The organism is Exiguobacterium sp. A1_3_1 (genome assembly GCF_048985645.1).
GTDB classification, from domain to species: Bacteria; Bacillota; Bacilli; order Exiguobacteriales; family Exiguobacteriaceae; genus Exiguobacterium_A; species Exiguobacterium_A indicum.
In genome coordinates this window covers 1-21341 of sequence record NZ_WBYY01000043.1, presented here as the reverse complement: position 1 = coordinate 21341, position 21341 = coordinate 1, and the positions used below count along the sequence as shown (strand labels likewise).

Here is a 21341-nt window from a genome sequence, read left to right as displayed (position 1 = left end):
CTTTCCTGCTTGAATGAAGCAGGAAAACTGGCTGGTGTCTCGCCTGAGGAAAGGGCGTGAAAAAACGCATCATTTTTTGGAGTCAGCTCTTTTGTCTACAGTCTGAGTTCTCTTTGCAATAAAGCGAAGAGTGGTTTTTTATATTATTGGATATCAAAAACCCGGTCCCTCTGCAAAAGGAACCGGGTCAATTGTTTTATTTTGATGGTTTGAAGACCATTGTCGCTTCAACTGCTTTTTGCCATCCAGCATAGCGTTGCTCACGATCGTCTTCTTTCATCTCTGGTTTGAACTGGTGATCCAGCTTCCATTGTTGTTTGATTTCCGCTTTATCTTTCCAGTAACCAACAGCTAATCCAGCAAGGTAAGCTGCACCGAGTGCTGTCGTTTCGTTAATTTGCGGACGATCGACAGGAACGCCGAGAATGTCCGATTGGAACTGCATCAAGAAGTTGTTGGCTACAGCACCACCGTCGACACGGAGTGTCTTCAGTTCGATCCCAGAATCTTGTTCCATCGCTGTTAACACGTCGCGTGTTTGGTAAGCGAGTGATTCAAGCGTTGCCCGAACGAAATGCTCTTTATCTGTTCCGCGTGTTAACCCGAAGATTGCGCCACGAACATCTGAATCCCAGTACGGCGCACCGAGACCAACGAAGGCAGGAACGACATAAACACCGTCTGTTGAGTCAACTTTCGTTGCGTAACCTTCTGAATCTTTCGCATTTTTCAGCATCCGGAGTCCATCACGGAGCCACTGGATCGCAGAACCGGCGACGAAAATCGAACCTTCCAGCGCATATTCCACTTTTCCATCGACGCCCCAAGCGATCGTCGTCAAGAGTCCATGATCAGAAGAAACAGCTTTCTCACCTGTGTTCATGAGCATGAAGCAACCTGTTCCGTATGTGTTTTTCCCTTCACCTGCTTCGAAGCACGTTTGACCGAAGAGTGCTGCTTGTTGGTCACCCGCAATACCAGCGATTGGCACTTCGTAACCGAAGAAGTGATACGGTACCGTTTTGTCGTAGACTTCACTCGACTGACGAACCTCTGGCAACATCGAAGCAGGAACACCGAGGATATCGAGTAACTCTTCATCCCATTTTTGTTCGTAGATGTTATACATCAATGTTCGTGAAGCGTTCGTGTAGTCCGTGATGTGCGTTTTTCCACCAGACAGTTTCCAAACGAGCCACGTATCGATCGTACCGAAGAGCAATTCACCGTTCTCTGCTTGCTCCCGCGCACCTTCGACATTATCAAGGATCCATTTGACTTTCGTTCCAGAGAAGTAGGCATCAATCAGAAGTCCTGTTTTATCGCGGAACTTCTGGTTCAAACCTTGTTCTTTTAAATCGTCACAGATACCAGACGTTTGACGCGATTGCCAAACGAGTGCGTGATAGACCGGTTTACCTGTTTCTTTGTTCCAGACGACCGTCGTTTCGCGTTGGTTCGTAATGCCGATTCCGGCGATTTGCTCAGGTTTGATATCTGCTGTTCCGAGTGCTTCGGCCATGACGGCAAGAATCGAACCCCAGATTTCGTTTGCATCATGCTCGACCCAGCCTGGTTGTGGGAAGTATTGCTTGAATTCCCGTTGTGCCGAGTTGACGATTTTCCCATCGTGATCGAAGATGATCGCACGTGAGCTTGTCGTACCTTGGTCGAGTGCTAGGATATACTTGTTTTCCATTTCGAAATCCCCCTTGAGCGGTATGTGTTAGTGAGACGTGATCTTAGTAGATCAATTGATAGATGAACACGGCAATCGCTCCACCGATGATTGGACCAACGACAGGAATCCATGAATAGCCCCAGTCAGATGAACCTTTATTCGGAATCGGTAGGATAGCGTGCGCGATACGCGGTCCAAGGTCACGAGCCGGGTTGATGGCATACCCTGTTGTACCACCGAGCGATAGACCGATGACGACGACGAGTAAACCGACGATGAGTGGTTTTAAGCCGTCTCCGAACGTCGTTAAACCAAGTGCCAAGATACCGAAGACGAGAACGAATGTCCCGATGATCTCAGAAATCAAGTTCGACGGCGTATGACGAATCGCTGGACCTGTTGCGAACACACCGAGTTTTGCGGCTTGATCATCAGTCGCTTCAAAATGTTTCATGTAATGAAGCCAAACGAGAATGGCGCCGATGAAAGCTCCGACAAGTTGTCCGGCAATGTAGATCGGAACGTCTGCCCACGGTAGGTCAGAGTTCAAAGCAAGTGCAATCGTCAATGCGGGGTTCAAGTGTGCTCCGCTTTCAGCAGCGACGAATGCTGCTGTCATGACAGCAAGACCCCAAGCGAACGTGATGACGATCCATCCGCTGTTTTCCGATTTCGTCTTTTTCAAGACGACACCGGCGACGACTCCATCCCCGAGCAGGATGAGGATCATCGTACCGATCATTTCTAGTACAAAGTTATTCATGCAAAAACCCTCCCTTTGGATTAAAGCAGATAATGGCCTTTCTACTTTAAATTACTCCGATTTGAGAACGTTTTCAATACATATAATTGAAATATAGGAATGGAAATTTTTTATTTTGATGTTTAAAGATACGAAAAAGTGGATAAGAAAACACCTCTTCCTGCCTGCAAGCAAGCAAAAGAGGTGTTACCGACGACGTTTTTTTCTTTTTTTAGGTCGAAACCAACTGCTGGAATAATCTAGTAGGATATGAATCGTACTCGCCACCATGATGCCAACGATGAATGCAGGCAAGGAAGCAAACCACGAATCAATCGTAGCAGAATCAAGAACCTGAAAATATAGACTTATAAATAGTAGGGGAATCAGAATCGCAGCACTATAAAGAAGCCGAATGATGTCTCCGATGATCATTCCATGCGACCAGATCGATCGGTGAGGCATGATCTTGACATACGGCATCCAAAGAACTCGAAATGGTCCAAAGCGATAATACGGTTCTGACTTTAAATCGAGGTCGGGTGACAACCAAAGGGTACCGACAGCGATACCGATGGCAGTCGGTAACCAATCGGTTTGTTGCGTTGCGACCGAATACGCAACGTAACCCGTCAGTGCGACGGTATTGACGGTATCATGTACATTTCCTGATGGCATGAAAAAAGACCAGTCGTAACTGGTCCCTCCGTCAATGAATCGTCCGATACACGCCGATTACCTTACCAAGAATGGAGACATTATCGAAATACATCGGATCCATCGAGTCATTTTCTGGTTGTAGACGTACCTGTTGATCTTCTAAGAAGAACCGTTTCACCGTCGCTTCGCTATCTTCGGTCATAGCTACGACGATTTCTCCGTTTTCTGCTGTGTTTTGTTGGCGCACGATGACACGATCGCCGTCAAGAATACCTGCGTTAATCATCGATTCACCATCGATCGTCAACATGAAGACCGTCTCGTTCCCTACATAATGTGCAGGGAGTGGGAACTGTTCTTCGATGTTTTCAATCGCTGTAATCGGAAGACCTGCTGTGACTTTCCCGATGACGGGAACATGGACGATGGCTTCCGTGATTTCTTCAGGCTTATCAAGCAATATCTCAATCGCACGTGGTTTCGTCGGGTCACGGCGAATCATTCCCCGTTTCTCGAGTCGATCCAAATGACCGTGTACCGTCGAGCTAGACGCGAGTCCGACTGCTTCTCCGATTTCACGAACTGATGGTGGATACCCCTTCAGTTTCACTTCAGAGACGATGTAGTCGAGAATCTCTTGTTGGCGCTTAGACATTTTCCGCATACGAATTGCCACCTCTTTCTGGATTGAAGTTTGAAATGTAAGAATATATGTTTCTAGATTCACTATAACATAGAACAAATGAGCGTACAAACAATTGTTCGACATTTTGTGTTGACCGAACACGGGTTCTGTGTTTATTATGAGTTATGCGAACAATTGTTCCGCGAACGTTTATTCTAACTCATTCATTTCATATTTGGAGGGATTCATGATGATTCATACGATTCGTACTCATGCTTTTTCAATTCTCTTCTATGCATTAAGTATTGCCTTCGTGATCTTTTTACTCACACCGCGCCCGGATGAAAAAGTGGCGCAACTAATGACTGCTTCCGTTACGGTCGATGAGAACGCTACAGTTGAACAAATCGCTGAAGTCTACAATGACGGTTCGATGTCAGATGAAGAATACGTCAACTGGTTGATTAAAAATAATGATGTCGAGACAAAACACGTCATCTCAAAAAGCAAAATCGTTGTACCAATCGCACAACAATGACAAAATGGAAAAGTTGTGAAAGAACGAACAGGGATGTGAGGTACGATGAAGGTCGTGATTTATTGTCGGGTGTCGACCGAAAAAGAAGCACAAGATAGTTCGATTGAACGCCAACGGATGGAACTTTCGAAGGTCGCGTCTCAAAAGGGTTTTGATGTCGTGGATGTCGTCTCTGAAAAAGAGAGTGGATATGACGTCGATCGGGAAGGGATGCTGACGGTTCTTGATCATGTGACACGTGATGCGGTAGATGCGGTCCTCGTAACGGATGACACACGGATTGGTCGAGGGAATGCGAAAATCGCTATTTTGCACACGTTTAAGAAGCACGGTGTTCGGTTGATGACACTTGATTCCGATGGAGAATACCAACTTGCTGATGCAGAAGCGATGGTCCTTGAGATCGTCTCACTCGTGGAAGAATATCAACGGAAATTGCATAATGCAAAAATCGCGCGCGGCATGCGGCGAGCGGTCGAACAAGGCTTTCGCCCGGAACGAAATCTGAATCGCCAAGGAGAGAACGCCGGGCGTAGCCGAAAGGACGTACCGATCGAAGAAATCGTACGTCTCCGTGAACTCGGACTGACGTTTTCAGATATCGCCATTACGCTTCGCGGGATGGGACATGATATTTCAAAGGCAACGGTCAATCGTCGATACCTTGAATACCGCGAATTGACGCCTAGCCCGGAATGAGAAGCAAGTAACCCGTCGACTGACGCGGTTAACTTGCTTTTTTTAGTAAGCTCTTTTACAGTAAGAATACAATTGAACTACTCAAGTTTGAGTCGTACAGAAAGAGGGATTCCATGTTATCACAAGAACAATTAGATCGAATCAACGCATTAGCGAATAAATCAAAAGTCGAGCCGTTATCAGAAGCAGAAGCGGCAGAGCAAAAAGAGTTACGTGCAGCGTATCTCGCAGCATTCCGTGGATCGTTCAAAAACCAACTCATGGGCATGAAGATTGTTGATGAAGAAGGTACGGACGTAACACCAGAGAAATTAAAACAAGCACAAGAAGAAGAACGGAATAAACAATAATCGTTTGTTTCTTCTATAGAAGAAAGAGGTTCGCGTTAAGCGGACCTCTTTTTTGTTTAGCGCTGTTAGATGAGGAAACATTGCACGATAGCAATACATCTTAATAACGATCTTTCATCAATTCATGCATCCTGTATGAGTCGATAGAACGGCTATAGATAGCGCATTCATTTTAATGTGACATACTATTTAGAAAAGTTGTATCACATTTAAGAGTGTGCTAAAATGAGTAGGAATTTGTGAAAAAGAGAGAGGATGATTGTTTTGACGAACATGACGACAGTAGAACAATTAGCAATTAATACGATTCGTACCTTATCGATTGATGCCGTACAAAAGGCGAACTCGGGTCACCCAGGTATGCCAATGGGAGCAGCGCCGATGGCATTCTCGCTTTGGGCGGATCATATGAACCACAACCCTAAAAATCCAGAATGGTTCAACCGCGACCGTTTTGTACTTTCAGCCGGACACGGTTCGATGCTTCTCTACTCACTCCTCCACCTATCGGGATATGATCTATCAATGGATGATCTTAAATCATTCCGTCAATGGGGATCAAAAACACCAGGTCACCCGGAATACCGTCACACGGCTGGTGTAGATGCGACGACAGGTCCACTTGGTCAAGGGATTGCAATGGCAGTTGGTATGGCGATGGCAGAACGTCATCTTGAAGCAAAATACAACCGTGACGATCTCAACGTCGTCGATCACTTCACATACGGAATTTGTGGAGATGGAGACTTAATGGAAGGTGTCTCAGCTGAAGCGGCTTCACTCGCAGGTCACCTTGGTCTTGGTAAATTGGTCGTATTGTATGATTCAAACGATATCTCACTTGATGGCGATCTCGATAAATCATTCTCTGAAAACGTCCAGAAGCGCTTCGAAGCGTACAACTGGCAAGTCATTCGCGTAGAAGACGGAACGGATATCGATTCGATTTCGAAAGCAATCGCGGCGGCACAAGCAGAGACGACAAAACCAACATTGATCGAAGTCAAGACAGTCATCGGTTTCGGTTCACCGAACAAATCAGGGAAGTCGGCTTCTCACGGTGCACCACTCGGTGAAGCGGAAATCAAATTGACGAAAGCTAGCTACATTTGGGATCACGAAGAGTTCTACGTCCCTGAAGAAGTCAAATCATTGTTCGACGAGCGGATCGTCCAACGTGGTGCTTCTGCGGAAGACGCATGGAACGAAACGATGAAACAATACGAAGCAGCTCATCCAGAATTGCATGCGGAACTCGTTCGCGCGATCGCAAACGAATTGCCAAGCAACTGGGAAGCAGATCTTCCGACGTACGACTTGTCATCGAAAAAAGCGACACGTCAAACGAGTGGTGAAGTCTTGAACGGTCTTGCGAAGAACGTTCCGACATTGTTCGGTGGTTCAGCTGACCTTGCAGGATCGAACAACACGATGCTCAAAGGCGAAGCAGACTTCGATATCGACCCAAGCGGTCGTAACATCTGGTTCGGTGTACGTGAATTCGCAATGGCTGCGGCTGTCAACGGTATGGCACTTCACGGCGGCGTCATTCCTTACGGTGCGACATTCTTCGTCTTCTCGGATTACCTCCGTCCAGCTGTTCGTTTAGCAGCATTAATGGGGCTTCCATCAATCTTCGTCTTGACGCACGACTCGATCGCTGTCGGTGAAGATGGTCCAACACACGAGCCAGTCGAACACTTGATGAGCTTCCGTGCAATGCCGAACGTCACGATCTACCGCCCAGCAGACGGAAAAGAGACAATCGCAGCATGGAAAACAGCGGTACAAGCGAATGACAAACCGACACTTCTCGTCTTGACACGTCAAGGTCTTCCTGAACTTGAAGGTACGACGACGGAAGGCGCTGAAAAAGGTGGTTATGTCATCGCTGGTGACGTCACGAAAGCTGATACGCTCTTGCTCGGTACGGGTTCAGAAGTGCACCTTCTTGTTGAAGCACAAAAAGAACTTGGTGAATCAGTAGCTGTCGTTTCGCTTCCATCATGGGAAGTATTCGAAGCACAGTCAGCAGAGTACAAAGAATCAGTTCTTCCGAAACACATCACGAAACGTGTAGCAATCGAAGCAGGGGCTTCACTCGGTTGGTACAAATATGTAGGAACAGAAGGACAAGTCATCGGAATCGATCGTTTCGGCGCATCTGCTCCTGGAGACTTCCTCTTGAAAGAATACGGCATGTCTGTTGAGAACGTTTTAGCGACAGTCAAGCAACTCGGGTAATCATTTCCGGAAAAACGGGTCCGATCTTACGTCGGGCTCGTTTTTCATCTATTATCATCTATGCAAACAATTGGAATTATAGTATAGTAAAAAGCGACGTTTTAAGTTAGAGGAGGAAGCAACTTGGCTACATGGATTTGGATTTTAATTGCCCTTCTTTGCTTGGTAGCAGGTGTCGCCCTTGGTTTCTATATCGCTCGTCGATACATGATGAACTACTTGGAGCAAAACCCACCAATCAACGAAGATATGATTAAGACATTGATGATGCAAATGGGTCAAAAGCCATCACAAAAGAAAGTCAACCAAGTGATGCGTTCAATGAGTGGTTCAATGAAATCACCTAAAAAATAAGCTGTACGAAAGGGGACCAAATGGTCTCCTTTTTATTTGCTATTTTTTAGAAAGAGAACTAATCTAAAATGTGAGACTATTTCAAATAATCATAGGATTTAAAAAAGGGGGGAGACTTGAATGGGAGTCTTCAGGAAACTCGGTTGGTTTTTCCGACGAGAATGGAAAGCGTATAGTCTTGGGGTCGTCAGTTTGATTTTTGTAGCGGCGTTAGAGTTGATTCCGCCAAAAATCATCGGGACGACGGTCAACGGTCTGAGTGAGGGAAGCTTGACGAAAGATGATTTGATTCGTCTCGCAGGTACGTTGTTGCTCATCGGGGTCGCGACATATATCATTCGTTATTTTTGGCGCTTTTATATCTTTGGAGCATCGATTCGTCTCGGTCGATTATTGCGCAGCCAACTGTATGGACATTTTTCAGATTTGGATCAATCGTTCTATAAGAAATATCGGAGCGGGGACTTGATGGCGCATGCGACGAACGACGTACAGGCGGTATCGATGACAGCAGGTGCCGGTATTCTCACGCTCGTCGACTCGGTGACGATGGGGAGCTTCGTCATCATCACGATGGTCACGACGATCAGTTGGAAATTGACGCTCGTATCACTTCTACCGATGCCGCTGATGGTCTACTTGACGTCACGCTACGGGAAAATGTTACATTCGCGTTTTCATGACGCGCAGGAAGCCTTCTCCGATTTGAATGACAAGGTCGCGGAAAGTATTAGTGGTGTCCGCGTCTTAAAAGCAACAGGGGAAGTGGAATCTGACGTGCAGACGTTTACGGATCTATCGGATGACGTCGTCCAAAAGAACCGTCGTGTCGCAAAAATCGATGCATTATTTGATCCGACGATTTTTGGATTAGTCGGTCTATCGTACATCATCGCTGTCGGATATGGTGCATATCTGTTACAACAAGGTGAAATCCGAATTGGTGACATCGTCTCATTCACTACATATCTTGGTTTATTGACATGGCCAATGCTTGCCTTCGGTTGGTTGTTCAACATCGTCGAACGTGGTCGTGCTTCCTACGATCGGATCGAGCGAATGCTTGCGATCGAACCGGAAATTAAAGATGCGAAAGAAGCAGCAACAAGTGTTTCCTCACCAGAACTCCACGTTGGGATTGAGCGTTTCATCTATGATACACAACCGGTCTTACAAGACATCGATGTGACGTTGAAGCCTGGTAAATCGCTCGGCATCGTCGGGAAGACAGGTGCCGGGAAATCGACGTTCGTTCGCTTATTGTCTCGCGAATACGACGTCAAACAAGGCGCCATCACGATTGGTGGACGAGACATCAAACAATTGACGCGTGACACCGTCCGTCGTCAAGTAGCGATCGTTCCACAGGATCATTTCTTATTCTCCGCGTCGATTGCTGACAATATTGCCTTTGCAAAACCGGACGCATCAATGGAAGACATCATGGAAGCAGCTCGGATCGCAGCGGTTCATGATGATATTCTTGGGTTTAAGGAAGGGTACGCGACGATGGTCGGGGAGCGTGGGGTGACGTTATCCGGCGGTCAAAAACAACGGATCTCGATTGCCCGGGCATTACTAGCAGACTGTCCGATTTTAGTGCTCGATGATGCCTTATCTGCGGTTGATGCCAAAACTGAGGAAGCGATCATCCACCACTTCCGCACGGCGGATCACGATCAGGCACAAATCATCGTTGCCCACCGGTTATCGGCTGTGTCACATACCGATGAGATCATCGTCCTTGAAGACGGTCGGATCATCGAGCGAGGCACACATGAGCAGTTACTCGCTCATGACGGTTGGTATAAAGAGACGTACGATCGTCAGCAACTAGAATCACTCGTCGAACAAGGAGGGCGTTCCGAATGAATCATGATATCAATGAAAAAGCCGTCCTGAAACGATTACTTGATTTCGTCAAACCGTTCAAAAAACAGGTCAGTATCGCCTTCATCCTGCTGTTCATTACGACAGCGGCAAAACTCGGGGGACCGTATCTCGTCAAGATTTTCATTGATGAATACGTCGCACCGGGTACATATCCCGTACAAGAAGTCGCACTTTTGTTTACAGCGTACTTGTTACTGCATACGACAGGGATCATCGTCGATTACTTACAGGCGTTCGAATTCCAAAAGATTGCCTTGCAAGTCATTCAACGCTTACGGATTGATGTGTTCCGGCACGTCATGCACTTACGGCTTGCCTATTTTGACCGGACGCCTGCTGGAGTGCTCGTGTCCCGGATCACGAACGATACGGAAGCGATCAAGGAGCTCTACATCGGTGTCCTGTCGACATTCGTGCAAAGCGGCGTTCAGTTGATTGGAACATATATCTTCCTCTATCTGCTAGAGCCGCGACTCGCGACGATTGCGTTACTATTGTTACCGCTGTTTTATTTCATCATTTGGATTTACCGGAAGTATTCGACGAAGTATTACGCGGAAGTCCGCGATTTACTATCGAAAATCAATGCCCAACTGAACGAATCCATCAACGGGATGGCAATCATCCAACAATTCCGCCAAGAAAAACGCTTAATGGCAGAGTTCGAGGAGACGAACGTCGCCCACCAAAATGGACGTTATAAGAACTTGAAGCTCGATAGTTGGTTACTGCGACCAATCATTGAATTGTTACTGGCGGTTTCGATCGCAACACTCGTAACATATTTCGGTGTCCTATCGTTCTCGCAAACGGTCCAAGTCGGTGTCGTCTATGCCTTCATCAGCTACATGGAGCGGATTTTCCAACCGGTTCAGCAAATCATGCAACGGTTGTCCGAGTTCCAACAAGCTGTCGTCTCAGCAGACCGTGTGTTCAAGGTCCTCGATACGGATGAGCCGGAACCAACGAAACAACTCGAAGGAGATGCACGAGTATCGGAAGGACATATCGTCTTTGAAGACGTGCGCTTTAGTTATGACGGAGAGAAAGATGTCTTGAAAGGAATTTCGTTCGAGGCGAAAAAAGGACAGACGATTGCCCTCGTTGGTCATACGGGAAGTGGAAAAAGTTCAATCATCAATATCTTGATGCGCTTTTACGCATACCAATCGGGTCGGATTTTGATCGATGGTCAACCGCTTGAGCAGTTATCAGAAGAAGAACTACGACAGCATGTCGGACTCGTGTTGCAGGATTCATTCTTGTTCACGGGAACGGTCGCGGACAACATTCGATTATTCGATAGTTCGATTTCCTTTGATCGTGTCGAAGCAGCTGCTAAATTCGTACAAGCGGACGGATTCATCAATCAACTGGATCATCAATATGACAGTCCCGTTGCGGAACGGGGGGCGACGTTCTCAGCTGGGGAACGTCAGTTGATCTCATTTGCACGCACGATGGCGCGGGATCCGAAAATCCTGATTCTTGATGAAGCAACCAGTTCGATTGATACGGAGACAGAGGAGAAAGTGCAAGTCGCACTTGAACGGATGCGTCAAGGGCGGACGACGATTGCTATTGCCCACCGTCTATCGACGATTCAAGATGCAGATTTGATTCTTGTATTGCATCAAGGGGAAGTGATCGAGCAAGGAAATCACCAAGAATTGATCGCACAAGATGGTCTGTATAAGAAGATGTATCAACTGCAATCCGGTCATGTCACGGTCTCTTAAAAAAGACATAAAAAAAGCCTGCCAGGCGGTCTCGCCCGGCAGGTTGTTTGTTTTGATTAGTAGACTGTAACTGTGACGTTTTGGCGTCCCCAGTTAAGTGCTTCTTGTTGTGAACCAACGAGAAGGTCAAGTTTGTTACCTTGGATTGCGCCACCACGGTCGAGTACGATTGCTTCACCAATGCCTTCGATGTGCATACGTGTACCGATTGGGTATTGTGAAGAAGCTGCTACGATACGCATACCATTGTACGTGATCGTATTTGTAACGTCATAACCGCTTGCTGTCAACGCACGACCGTTGTAGAGTTGGCTACCGTTGTTAGATGGGTCGTTTGTGTAAGCACTGACGTTCATCGTCACTTTCGTACCTGATTTTGCAGGTGTTGATTGTTTTGTTGCAGTTGCTGGTTTAGCTGCTGCTTTTGGTGCTGGCTTCGCAGCAGGTTGTGTTTTTGCTGCTGGTGCTTTCGATACGCCAGCGAGTGAAGTATAGTCGCTGTGTACGTAGCGCGTTTTACCATCGATTGTTGTTTTGATCCATGCACCAACTTTACCTTCTACGTTGACTTTTTCGCCTTTGTAGAGGTTACCGACATCTTTCGAGCTTGTCGTTGGTTGTGTGCGGACGTTTAATACTGCCGTAGTAACTGTCGCTTTTTTAAAGTCGAATGAGCCTGCTGCAGACGTATACGCACCATGGACATAACGTTTTTGACCGTTAACTGTTGTTTTGATCCATGCGCCAGAACGTCCTTCGACATTTAATGTTTGACCTTTATATACATTGCCTACGTCTGCTGATGCAGTTGTAGGTGCTGTGCGTACGTTGAGTACTGGTGTATTTACTGTTACCGTTTCTGAGGCAGCCTCTGTCTCTTGGGCAAATCCTACTGATAGAGCTGTTGCTGCAAGACCGGCAGCGAAAACTGCTTTTTTCATTATTGATGTCCTCCTGACATATGCTGTGTTTACTGTTCCTACTTTACACGGCAAATCTGACCTGTGCGTTTACAGGTCAATGTCATTCGAGTTACAAACCGAGCTTTTGTGACAACAAGATTGCAAAAGGACGGTTTTTGTCATCGATAGGACATACTGATTATGAAAAACGGACGTTTATAGGTCTTTTGGCTTACTGAATATAAAAAATTCGCACAATTCAACAGAAAAAAGCCTTAAAAATGGAAAGTGTTAAATCCTTCGATCGTCTGATGATGAAAAAGTGAAACGGATCATCAATACTTGACGATCGTCGTCACGCCGAACGCTGTCAGGTAAGAACGATGATACAATTCCTGCATCCAATCGTTAGCGGAAAGTTGAAACGTGCCGTGAATCGTTTGGTACGTTCGCTGGCGAATATTGATTTCGATTGGCTCTAGTAGCGGAGTGGACGGTAGATGGTCATGCATGCTGTCATTTTGATTTTCGATATAGAGCAGCTCGAGGACATCTCCTTCTTCCATATAACGCTGTAGATAAATCATGAACTCCCACTGATCGGCACCTTCGATCGTATACAAGTAATGCATCGTGAATCGACCGCGCTTCAATGAGACATATTCAAGCGGCTCGATCTTATGTACGTATAGTTGAGGGAGATCGTCAGGTATATAGAGGGAACGAGAACTAGCAATGAGTGTAAGAGCGGACATGAAGCACCTCCATCAGAAATAAAAAGTCAGCATTCACACTCGAATGCTGACCAAATCGTGCATTAAGATAAGAGCGGTTCGTTCGAACCGTGAATGGTGTAGTTTTGGACTGTCCGTGAATATTCTAAAAGCAGGACATCAAGTTCATGGCTAAGTTGTAGAACACGCGGGGAGGTGAAGCTGGACTGGTCAGCTTGATGATATAGTTCGCTACGTTTGGCTTCGATGGCTAACGTCAATAGTTGTTGTGTCGTCATAGCAGTCTCCCTTACATTGGTGTCGTATCCATATTCTAGCAAGTCCATTTACGAGGTGCAATGAGATTTCAGTAAAATCGATGAAATGTAATTTTTTTGTAATTTTGGCGGACACGAATCTTTTGCAACTTTCTGTGAGATAATAGGTGCTAAATGCAGAGGAGTTTGGCAAAATAGAGGAGGAACTTCTTCTATAGTAGTAAAGAAAGGGGATGCTCATATGGAGCTCTCATTATGGTTAGCGTTTGGAGCAGGATTATTATCTTTCGTCTCTCCATGTACGCTACCACTGTATCCTGTGTTTCTCTCATACATCACAGGCGTGTCGGTAACGGATTTAAAAGAACGGGGCGTACGAGAAAAGCGATCCTTGTTTCATACGTTAGCGTTCCTCGTTGGTTTTGCGATGGTATTCGTTGTACTCGGTTTATCGACATCGTTGTTCGCAGATGTCTTTATCACATATCGAGATACGTTACGGATGGTTGGGGCACTCGTCATCTTCGTATTTGGGATTGTTCTCGTCGGATTATGGCAACCAACATTCTTGATGCGTGAAAAGAAACTGAATCTCGGGGAACGAAAAGGAGGATACGTCGGGACGGTACTCGTCGGAATCGGTTTTGCAGCCGGTTGGACACCGTGTACAGGTCCGATTCTCGCAGGAGTCATCGGATTAGCTGCGACCAATCCGAGTCAAGGCATGTTCTACATGCTCGCGTATGTCCTTGGCTTCTCGATTCCGTTCTTATTGATGGCGTTCTTCGTCGGTCGTTCGCGCTTGTTCGTGCAGTATAGTCTGAAATTAACAAAATTCGGGGGAGCCTTGATGATGGTGTTCGGAGTCATGCTGTATTTTGATGGCTTGAGTAAATTCGCAGCATGGATGAGTGACATCGTCGGATTCACTGGATTTTAATCAAGGAAGTGATCAGATGATTTGGATATCAACTGGGGTAGCGCTCGTCATGGGATTGCTGATCAGCTTCATTCGTGTGAAGGCATCAGCAAAACCGACGAATGCTAAAAAAATCTTGATCCCGCCCTTTGCGATGTCGACGGGGATGCTACAGTTTTTATACCCAGCATCCCGTCTGACATGGACGGAGGTAGCAGAAGCATTGCTCGTTGGAGCCATCTTCAGTATCTTTTTGATCAAGACATCCAATTTTTATGAAGCGGAAGGGCAAATTTATTTGCAACGTTCGAAAGCATTTTTCATCGTCTTATTCGGCATCTTACTCGTTCGGACGGTTGCGAAATTTTTCATCGGCGGACAGATCGATATCTTCGAAACCGGTGGGATTTTTTATCTCGTTGCCTTCGGAATGATTGCACCGTGGCGCTTCGCGATGTATATGAAATACAAACGAGTCAAGTCGGGCACCGTGCCGGTTGCGCACTTACCTCACTAAAAAAACCGCTGAAGGCGACTTCGGCGGTTTTTCGTGCATCCTTCAATTTTGGAAGTATAATGCGTAGTCTCGCCAGTCGATGGCGTGCTCCGTTAGTGCTTTTTTCAAGAATTTATGATCGCGTTTCGGTGTCGCAGAAATATATCCTTTGACGACCAGTTCGGATGTCATCTCTGTCGCCCGTTCTTCAAGTGCGAACTGTCCGATCCGCCCGGCAATCTTGCGGCGTGCGACATCACGAAATGCCGATGGAACCGGCATGACGAGAGCGTTCAACAATTCCATCGTCTCATCCGTCCAAAGATGTCGTGTTTGGTCGATGTACTCATCTTCCCAGTCCATCATCGATTTACCGTCTTCTTTCGGTAACTTCTTGAGGAACTTCCGGAACATGAAAAACCCGCCAATTGCCATGAGTGTGATCATGATAAAGCCCCAGAGCAGAATCCCGTTCATGAACCATTCCATGCGCGACTCATCCCCCTTTCACATCAAATATAGATTAGCATAAATCAGGTGGACGTGCTATGATGAATGACGGAGAAAGTGAGGCGAAAGAATGCTGCAACCATACGTACAATTGGACGAGACCGGACAGCCCCGTAAAGGTGTTTTACCTGAAACAGCGGACGGTCGGATCGTTGAATTCTATTATGATACGAAGGGCGAAGAGATCACGGTCATCTTCGTCACCGTTCCGGCAGAAGATGCGAGCCGGAAGCGTGCGTTTACGGTCGGGAAAACGTTCAAGACGGTCTCGACACTCGAAGACTTCACGTTACTTCACTATGAATGGGCAAATGACCAGATTTTCGCAACACTTGAGATGTTCGCGGATGGGTCGAAACGTCAAATCGACGCTTCGAGATTGCTCGACTACTAAAAAAGAAGGAGATGCGGATTGCCGCGTCTCCTTCTTTTGATATTCAAGAAATATGAAGTCGGATGACCTCGTCATGCAGTTCAACCTGACCACCAATCGGAAACGTGAACAAAGGACTCGTATGTCCGAAGTCGACATTCGCAAGAACCGGTACGTGCTCTAGGACTGGATAGAGTGAGATCAGATATCGCAGATGCTCTTCCGTCATCTTCGTTGCGAGCTGGAAGCGCCCAAAGACGATCCCGCGAATCGTTTCGGCACCCGGTTGCGCCATCAAAGAGGCGAAATCACGGGCGAACGTCGCTGGATGGACTTCGTAATCGTCTTCAAGGAATAAAATCGTATCCCGTAAATCAGGGAAGTGCGGTGTGCCTTGCAGGAGATTTAACGTACAAAGATTCCCACCGAGCAGTCGACCGCTTGCTTGCCCATTGGATAAAAGAATCGGTCCTTTGTTTGGTAACGTAATGACGTGTCCGCGATCGGTATCACGCCAATGCACCGAAGGCTTGATCGTAACGGGATCCGTTCCAAACAACACTTGCTTGAAGTAATCGATCGTATAGGCGTCGCGATCACGGAAAGCCCGTAACATTGGTCCCGAGTACGTCACTAAGCCGGTATTCGTTAGAATGGCGTGACTGAGTGCTGTGATATCGGAGAAGCCACAAAGGATTTTCGGATGTGTCCGAATCAATTCGTAGTCAAGTAAGTCGACAAGTTCATTCGTACTGAACCCACCGCGAACGCACAGAATCGCATCAACATTCGGATCAGCGAACGCGGCATGGAGGTCTGCAACCCGTAACTCAGGATCACTGGAACCGAACGGATTGACGGCACGCGCATGTTGACTGATCGAAACACGTAATCCAAGTGATTCGAGGGTCTGGATCGCACCATCGATGATCTTCATCTCGACCGTCGAGAGGCTTGAGGCTGGTGCGATTAAGCGGACATGAGAACCATCCGTCAACTTCTTCGGCGTTAACGTCGGCAGGTGGGCAGCGATGATCTCCAAACGGTTACCGAAGGGATCAGCTGTGAAGAAACGACGACGTGGCGCAAGACGTGTGTCATGCTCAACCGGATAACCGGCAGCTTGAAGAGCATCGCTCATGGCTTCGAACGCAGCGACGGTTAATCCAGGATGCGCTTTTTTAGCAGGGGAGAACGGCTCCTCGATGCCGAGATGAAGTGCTGCACCATGGTCTTCGAACCAGACACCGCCACTGGCTTGAACGCCAGTCGGTTTTTCGACTTCCTTCATATGTAAAAGCCCGGCATAAAATGCACGGGCGCGATCTTCTTCGTTTTTCGGCATAGCGAGCTGGACATGATCTAACATGAAGACACTTCCTTTACGAATGAGATTCAAGCAACGAACTGGGTGATTCGTTTTAGTTCACGTTCGACGAGGTTCAAGTAGAAGACACCTTCGATCCGGCGATCGAGAGATTGTGCAATCTCATAGAGATTCGTCCGAAGCGCTGCGAGATACGACGCTTCCTCACCAAGCGATTGACGATGGGCGAACGCATAGTGAGCGAGTAGGAACTGAAGATACCCACGATCAGTCAAGAATGGAATCAATTGTTTTTTCTCTTCCATCGACCAGGTATAGTTCGTATCGTAATACATCTTCGCATATAGGTGGTACGGCTCGTCGCCACCTGTAAAGAGGGTTTCACCCCGTTTGACTTCTTCGATCAAGCGTTCACTCCAATCGAAGCGTTCTTTTTTGCGACTAAGGAACAACGGTAGGATGTATGGATGTGCCTGATCCGGCATCCGTGAACAACCCCGTTCATGCCGAAGTGCTGCATAAAGTAACAAGGCACGATCTTCGAAGCCACGTTCGATCGCATACGTCATCCGGCTAAATGCTTCGCAGGATGGGCAATCACTAAGTTCGTCACTTGGCGCGTCAACCCATTCCGATAGATAATGATCGGCTTGTTCCTCGTCACCGAGTTTGCTATAGACCATGAAGCTGATATAGTCGCGCGTCCGAATAAAGCCATGCGCGTCACAGAAATCGATGAAGCGATCGAGATCTTCTTCGAGAAGCGAGACCGTCACGTCTTCTTGTTCTGCCATATAGATCAAGTAGGACTTGTAGTTCCAGTACAAATCAAGTTCTTGTTTTGGAGTCAGTGTCATCTCATCTTTTCGGATCCATTCCATCAAGAGCGTGAAGGACACAAGAAACGATCGGAAGTGTCCTAAATCAAATTGATTTTGTGAAAATGTCCATAAGGAGAGGAAGCGGAGTGAATCATCAGCTGTTTCCTCAAAGATGGCCCATAAGGCCTCACCGCGTGCAACGGAGGGTTCTTCTTCCTTTAAACGAAGATATAAGAGATGGAGTTCTTCTTGAGGGTTCATCTGTACCCCTCCTTTCTTATATAAGTATACCACGAGCGTTTTGAGAAATCGCAATTGAGCGAGGACGGAATAAAAAAAGATTCCGAACCCGCTCAATCGCGGTTCGGAATCATTTCAAGTATTTGTGGATGAGTTTCAGCTGTCGGATGTAGCAAATCATGTACTGTGTAACTATTGAGTACTTGATGGAACGCCGCAATGGCATCATCGAAAGCATCACGTGCTGGATTGAGCGAAGGAATCTCGTGAATGCCTTCTTGCGGATCGAGAAAATGAACGGTTGGTTCAAACAGTTGTACGACGTCACCGATATGAATTGCATCCGGAGGGCTCGCTAATCGAAAACCACCTCCACGACCACGGACAGATTCAATCAGACCACTCTGTCCTAAACGATAGACTACTTTCATCAAATGATTCTTAGAAATGTCGTAACAATCCGCTACTTCCTGGATTCGGACTAAACGATCGGGATGAGCTGCTGCGAACAGCAGGGACCGAATCGCGTAATCCGTATAACGTGTCATGCGCATTTTCATCACCTACTTAACACACATACTAGGGGGGGACGCAAGCATTTACAACTTTCAATGTGCAAAAAATAAGATGCATTTTAGAGATTGTTTTTGAGGGTGGATTCACGCATAATGGACGGTGAAAGGTAGGTTAAATTATGCATTTCGATCAGGCATTACACCTTTTGCAACAGCTCGGTCCATCGATGGAGCAAAAGGGATTGCGGATCGCGACGCGCTTCTATGACTCGCTCGAGGCGACGTACGAAGAAGAATTGCGCGCGCTTCGAGAAGCAGGAGCTCAGGACGGAACTCGCGCATTACGGATTTTACGCCTGAGTCAATTACTGAACCAGATTACCAACCAGCACGAATCGAGTGAACTGTTTAAATTGATTTTGCTGAATGAAATCGATCAGACGAAATCGTTTCTGCTGACGTACCCGGACATCATCAGTCGTGAAATTCTTCAAGCTATTCAAATCGAATATGACCTAAAAGAAGATGCACCTTTACTTCAAGCATGGGCAATTGTTCACCATCAACTCGTCGATACGTGCCGCCATTTTTGTAAATACCGTCATGCTGAAAATTGGCGTCAACAAGATATTTTGTTGATCGCAGAAGAACATCATCTCGGAGCCGTCATCGATGAAGCCAGGCACGCGCTCTTGAGTGGTCGAAAAACGACATTGTTACATGTCTCAGCTGAGGAACTGGCAGAACGAATGTTAGCGAATGTCGTATCCTTGACGACGAAAGGGATGGTCGTTCATCACATTCGTCAAGAAGGATGGGAACAACAGATGCACGAATTCTTGACGATGATCACGGCGAATGATCCGATTGTCTTCGTCAGTGGATCGACGAATTTCATTGAAGAAATCCAGCAACGACTTGATCCGCTACCGGTCCTGTTCGGTCCGTTCGTAGCGGCAAATCAATTACCCTCTTAACGAGAAAAGCGATGTGTAACGCTCTGACAAAAGTCGGAGCATGACACATCGCTTTTTTAAGCTGATTTCGTTAAGCGTTTCGCACGTTGAATCGACCGGTCGAGTGCGAGATAGACCCCACCTGAGACACAACATAGCAGTCCGACGAATCCGAGCGCAAAGTCACCTTTTCCGGTATCAAGGAATAACGATCCGAGAAGCGGTGCGGTGACGCCGCCAATCAACCACTGGAGACTCGCAGCACCGTTGTACGTTCCGCGGAGATGTTCTGGTGCGATCAAAGCGATGAACGTCATCTGCACAGGAGACATGATCATCTCACCGAGCGTATAGAACGCATAAATCGCAAGCAATACCGTCACGAGCACGACATAACTCGTTCCGAGTGAGAACAGGTAAGACGGCACGAATGCGAGGAAAATCATGCCGATTCCGAAAATTGAGGCCCCAAGCAACATGACTTTTCCGAATGCTTTGCCGGACAAGCGAGCAGCGATCGGGAACTGGAATAAGACGACCATGATTCCGTTCAGAGCCATCAGATAAGGGAACGGATTTTGTTTAGTCGGTAATCCCGGTAGTGCTTCCTTCAAGAAGACCGGTAACATACTCTCGACGAGGGCAAATCCCATCGAGATGAAGACACCCGCCCCGATGAAGATTAAAAAGACATGATCCTTCCGCAATACAGTGAGCGGTGATACTTTGACTTCGTCCGTCTTTTCGATATACTCCGGTTTCGTTTCTTCGATGAAGAAATAGAGAACGAGTCCGTACAGGAAAAAGACGAAAGCGGCAGAGTAGAAGATGAGTGAACGGTCGACGAACAGGACGGCACTTCCGAGAAGTGGACCGAATGCGGCCCCGACGTTATGTCCCATCCGCAGAAGACCGAACGATTCGTTCAGACGTTCTGGTGGTGTGACGTCAGCGACCATCGCGCTTGCCGCTGGATGGAACAGAGAACTCGATAAACCGAGCAACGCGTTCAAAGCGAGAAGCGGTCCGAATGAATCGGCGAATGAGAAGCCGATTAAAGCAATGACGTCCCCGATGATTGAGATGACCATCAGTGGTTTTCGACCGAATTTATCGGCGAAGTGACCACCTAGGACGGCGCCGACGAGTGACATGATTGGTCCGGTCGCCATGATGACACCGACCAAGAAGTAGGAATCGAGTCGATCCGCATAATAAAGAACTAAAAATGGTGCAATCATGAACATCATGATCCCCGTGATCGTTTCCCCGACGAACCGGATCCAGATGTTGCGATCGAGCTGTTTGAGTGCGTTAAACATAGTGAAAACCCCTTATATTCCGTTTTTAGACAATAGAAAAGACGGATACGCACAAATATGGGCATACCCGTCCTAATATAAGAGGGCAGCATGTACGTATACGCATACGCACACCCTGCTTAATTAAAAATTAAACGATTGGGTGACGTACAGTTGTAGCCGATACAAAGATAGTGTGGACAGATGTCCGGGCTTGATGGAATACCATTGTACGTCTCCTCCTTCTGTAATAGTGAACTTCCTAGTCATCGTAAAGAAGATCGTGATGAATTGTCAACATTTAATCTGAAAATTGAGTCAATGAAGTGAAATGGACGAGACCTTGAAAATTCGGTATGATAGACTAGTTGCGAAAAAGATTGATCGGACTTTTGAATATATCGGTGAAAGGAACTACCATACATGACCTGTCTCTTATACACATCTCCGAGCCCACGAGACTAA

Annotated in this window: 23 protein-coding genes; 11 read left to right on the top strand and 12 right to left on the bottom strand. The window is 46.9% G+C overall.

Annotated elements, in window-relative coordinates; all coding sequences use genetic code 11:
• Positions 1–196: 196 nt before the first annotated feature.
• From glpK to lexA, 4 genes are all read right to left on the bottom strand, one after another.
• Complete coding sequence (gene glpK / locus F8N00_RS06675) at positions 197–1699, bottom strand: glycerol kinase GlpK (protein WP_023467767.1); 1503 nt, start codon at positions 1697–1699, stop codon at positions 197–199.
• 43 nt (positions 1700–1742) lie between these two features.
• The gene (locus tag F8N00_RS06670) at positions 1743–2444 is read right to left on the bottom strand and encodes an MIP/aquaporin family protein (protein WP_023467768.1); all 702 of its coding nucleotides are present in this window, start codon (positions 2442–2444) and stop codon (positions 1743–1745) included.
• A 186-nt stretch (positions 2445–2630) separates the two neighbouring features.
• A complete protein-coding gene (locus F8N00_RS06665) occupies positions 2631–3101 on the bottom strand; it encodes a metal-binding protein (RefSeq protein WP_421017947.1) in 471 nt (156 codons plus the stop codon).
• A gap of 31 nt (positions 3102–3132) precedes the next feature.
• On the bottom strand, positions 3133–3747 hold the full coding sequence (gene lexA, locus F8N00_RS06660) for a transcriptional repressor LexA (RefSeq protein WP_023467770.1): 615 nt from the start codon (positions 3745–3747) through the stop codon (positions 3133–3135).
• Positions 3748–3958: 211 nt separating this feature from the next.
• Here lexA and yneA point away from each other — a divergent pair, with 211 nt between their 5' ends.
• The 7 genes from yneA (at position 3959) to F8N00_RS06625 (ending at position 11525) form a co-directional block, all read left to right on the top strand.
• Positions 3959–4246, top strand: a complete 288-nt coding sequence (yneA, locus tag F8N00_RS06655; protein WP_023467771.1) for a cell division suppressor protein YneA — start codon at positions 3959–3961, stop codon at positions 4244–4246.
• 45 nt (positions 4247–4291) lie between these two features.
• Complete coding sequence (locus F8N00_RS06650) at positions 4292–4945, top strand: YneB family resolvase-like protein (protein WP_029341251.1); 654 nt, start codon at positions 4292–4294, stop codon at positions 4943–4945.
• Between the two features lie 113 nt (positions 4946–5058).
• Positions 5059–5295, top strand: a complete 237-nt coding sequence (locus tag F8N00_RS06645) for a DUF896 domain-containing protein (RefSeq protein ID WP_023467773.1) — start codon at positions 5059–5061, stop codon at positions 5293–5295.
• A 255-nt stretch (positions 5296–5550) separates the two neighbouring features.
• A complete protein-coding gene (tkt, locus tag F8N00_RS06640) occupies positions 5551–7539 on the top strand; it encodes a transketolase (RefSeq protein ID WP_421017946.1) in 1989 nt (662 codons plus the stop codon).
• 123 nt (positions 7540–7662) lie between these two features.
• Positions 7663–7893, top strand: coding sequence for a YneF family protein (locus tag F8N00_RS06635; RefSeq protein WP_012370001.1), 231 nt, complete (start codon positions 7663–7665; stop codon positions 7891–7893).
• Positions 7894–8013: 120 nt separating this feature from the next.
• Positions 8014–9765 carry an ABC transporter transmembrane domain-containing protein gene (locus tag F8N00_RS06630; protein WP_058265201.1) on the top strand — a complete coding sequence of 584 codons (1752 nt, stop codon included), beginning with the start codon at positions 8014–8016 and terminating at the stop codon, positions 9763–9765.
• Complete coding sequence (locus tag F8N00_RS06625; protein ID WP_023467776.1) at positions 9762–11525, top strand: ABC transporter ATP-binding protein; 1764 nt, start codon at positions 9762–9764, stop codon at positions 11523–11525. The genes F8N00_RS06630 and F8N00_RS06625 overlap by 4 nt, the downstream gene beginning before the upstream one ends.
• 56 nt (positions 11526–11581) lie before the next feature.
• On the opposite strand, the gene F8N00_RS06620 is transcribed toward F8N00_RS06625, so the two are convergent.
• The 3 genes from F8N00_RS06620 to F8N00_RS06610 all read right to left on the bottom strand — a co-directional run bounded on the left by F8N00_RS06620 (position 11582) and on the right by F8N00_RS06610 (position 13439).
• Positions 11582–12466, bottom strand: coding sequence for an SH3 domain-containing protein (locus F8N00_RS06620; RefSeq protein WP_421017945.1), 885 nt, complete (start codon positions 12464–12466; stop codon positions 11582–11584).
• 296 nt (positions 12467–12762) lie between these two features.
• Entirely contained in the window at positions 12763–13182 is a 420-nt protein-coding gene (locus tag F8N00_RS06615; RefSeq protein ID WP_421017944.1) for a hypothetical protein, read from the bottom strand.
• A 62-nt stretch (positions 13183–13244) separates the two neighbouring features.
• The gene (locus F8N00_RS06610) at positions 13245–13439 is read right to left on the bottom strand and encodes an aspartyl-phosphate phosphatase Spo0E family protein (protein ID WP_023467779.1); all 195 of its coding nucleotides are present in this window, start codon (positions 13437–13439) and stop codon (positions 13245–13247) included.
• A 220-nt stretch (positions 13440–13659) separates the two neighbouring features.
• Here F8N00_RS06610 and F8N00_RS06605 point away from each other — a divergent pair, with 220 nt between their 5' ends.
• Positions 13660–14358, top strand: coding sequence for a cytochrome c biogenesis CcdA family protein (locus F8N00_RS06605; protein ID WP_023467780.1), 699 nt, complete (start codon positions 13660–13662; stop codon positions 14356–14358).
• A gap of 16 nt (positions 14359–14374) precedes the next feature.
• Positions 14375–14854 carry a CcdC family protein gene (locus tag F8N00_RS06600; protein WP_035398107.1) on the top strand — a complete coding sequence of 160 codons (480 nt, stop codon included), beginning with the start codon at positions 14375–14377 and terminating at the stop codon, positions 14852–14854.
• A gap of 42 nt (positions 14855–14896) precedes the next feature.
• Here the strand turns inward: F8N00_RS06600 and F8N00_RS06595 are convergent, their stop codons facing one another.
• Positions 14897–15322, bottom strand: coding sequence for a DUF2621 family protein (locus tag F8N00_RS06595; protein WP_023467782.1), 426 nt, complete (start codon positions 15320–15322; stop codon positions 14897–14899).
• Positions 15323–15413: 91 nt separating this feature from the next.
• Between F8N00_RS06595 and F8N00_RS06590 the strand changes: the two genes are divergently transcribed.
• Positions 15414–15737 carry a hypothetical protein gene (locus tag F8N00_RS06590; RefSeq protein WP_023467783.1) on the top strand — a complete coding sequence of 108 codons (324 nt, stop codon included), beginning with the start codon at positions 15414–15416 and terminating at the stop codon, positions 15735–15737.
• Between the two features lie 43 nt (positions 15738–15780).
• Here F8N00_RS06590 and F8N00_RS06585 read toward each other — a convergent pair whose 3' ends face one another.
• The 3 genes from F8N00_RS06585 to F8N00_RS06575 form a co-directional block, all read right to left on the bottom strand.
• Positions 15781–17085 carry an LD-carboxypeptidase gene (locus tag F8N00_RS06585; RefSeq protein ID WP_421017943.1) on the bottom strand — a complete coding sequence of 435 codons (1305 nt, stop codon included), beginning with the start codon at positions 17083–17085 and terminating at the stop codon, positions 15781–15783.
• A 26-nt stretch (positions 17086–17111) separates the two neighbouring features.
• Positions 17112–18125, bottom strand: coding sequence for a hypothetical protein (locus tag F8N00_RS06580; RefSeq protein ID WP_023467785.1), 1014 nt, complete (start codon positions 18123–18125; stop codon positions 17112–17114).
• A gap of 92 nt (positions 18126–18217) precedes the next feature.
• A complete protein-coding gene (locus F8N00_RS06575) occupies positions 18218–18658 on the bottom strand; it encodes an RrF2 family transcriptional regulator (protein ID WP_421017942.1) in 441 nt (146 codons plus the stop codon).
• A gap of 140 nt (positions 18659–18798) precedes the next feature.
• Here F8N00_RS06575 and F8N00_RS06570 point away from each other — a divergent pair, with 140 nt between their 5' ends.
• Positions 18799–19596 (top strand): hypothetical protein, encoded by a 798-nt coding sequence (locus F8N00_RS06570; RefSeq protein ID WP_023467787.1) that lies wholly within the window; start codon positions 18799–18801, stop codon positions 19594–19596.
• A gap of 56 nt (positions 19597–19652) precedes the next feature.
• Here F8N00_RS06570 and F8N00_RS06565 read toward each other — a convergent pair whose 3' ends face one another.
• Positions 19653–20897: an MFS transporter gene (locus tag F8N00_RS06565; protein WP_308101267.1), complete on the bottom strand. Its 1245-nt coding sequence runs from the start codon at positions 20895–20897 to the stop codon at positions 19653–19655.
• Positions 20898–21341: the final 444 nt, after the last annotated feature.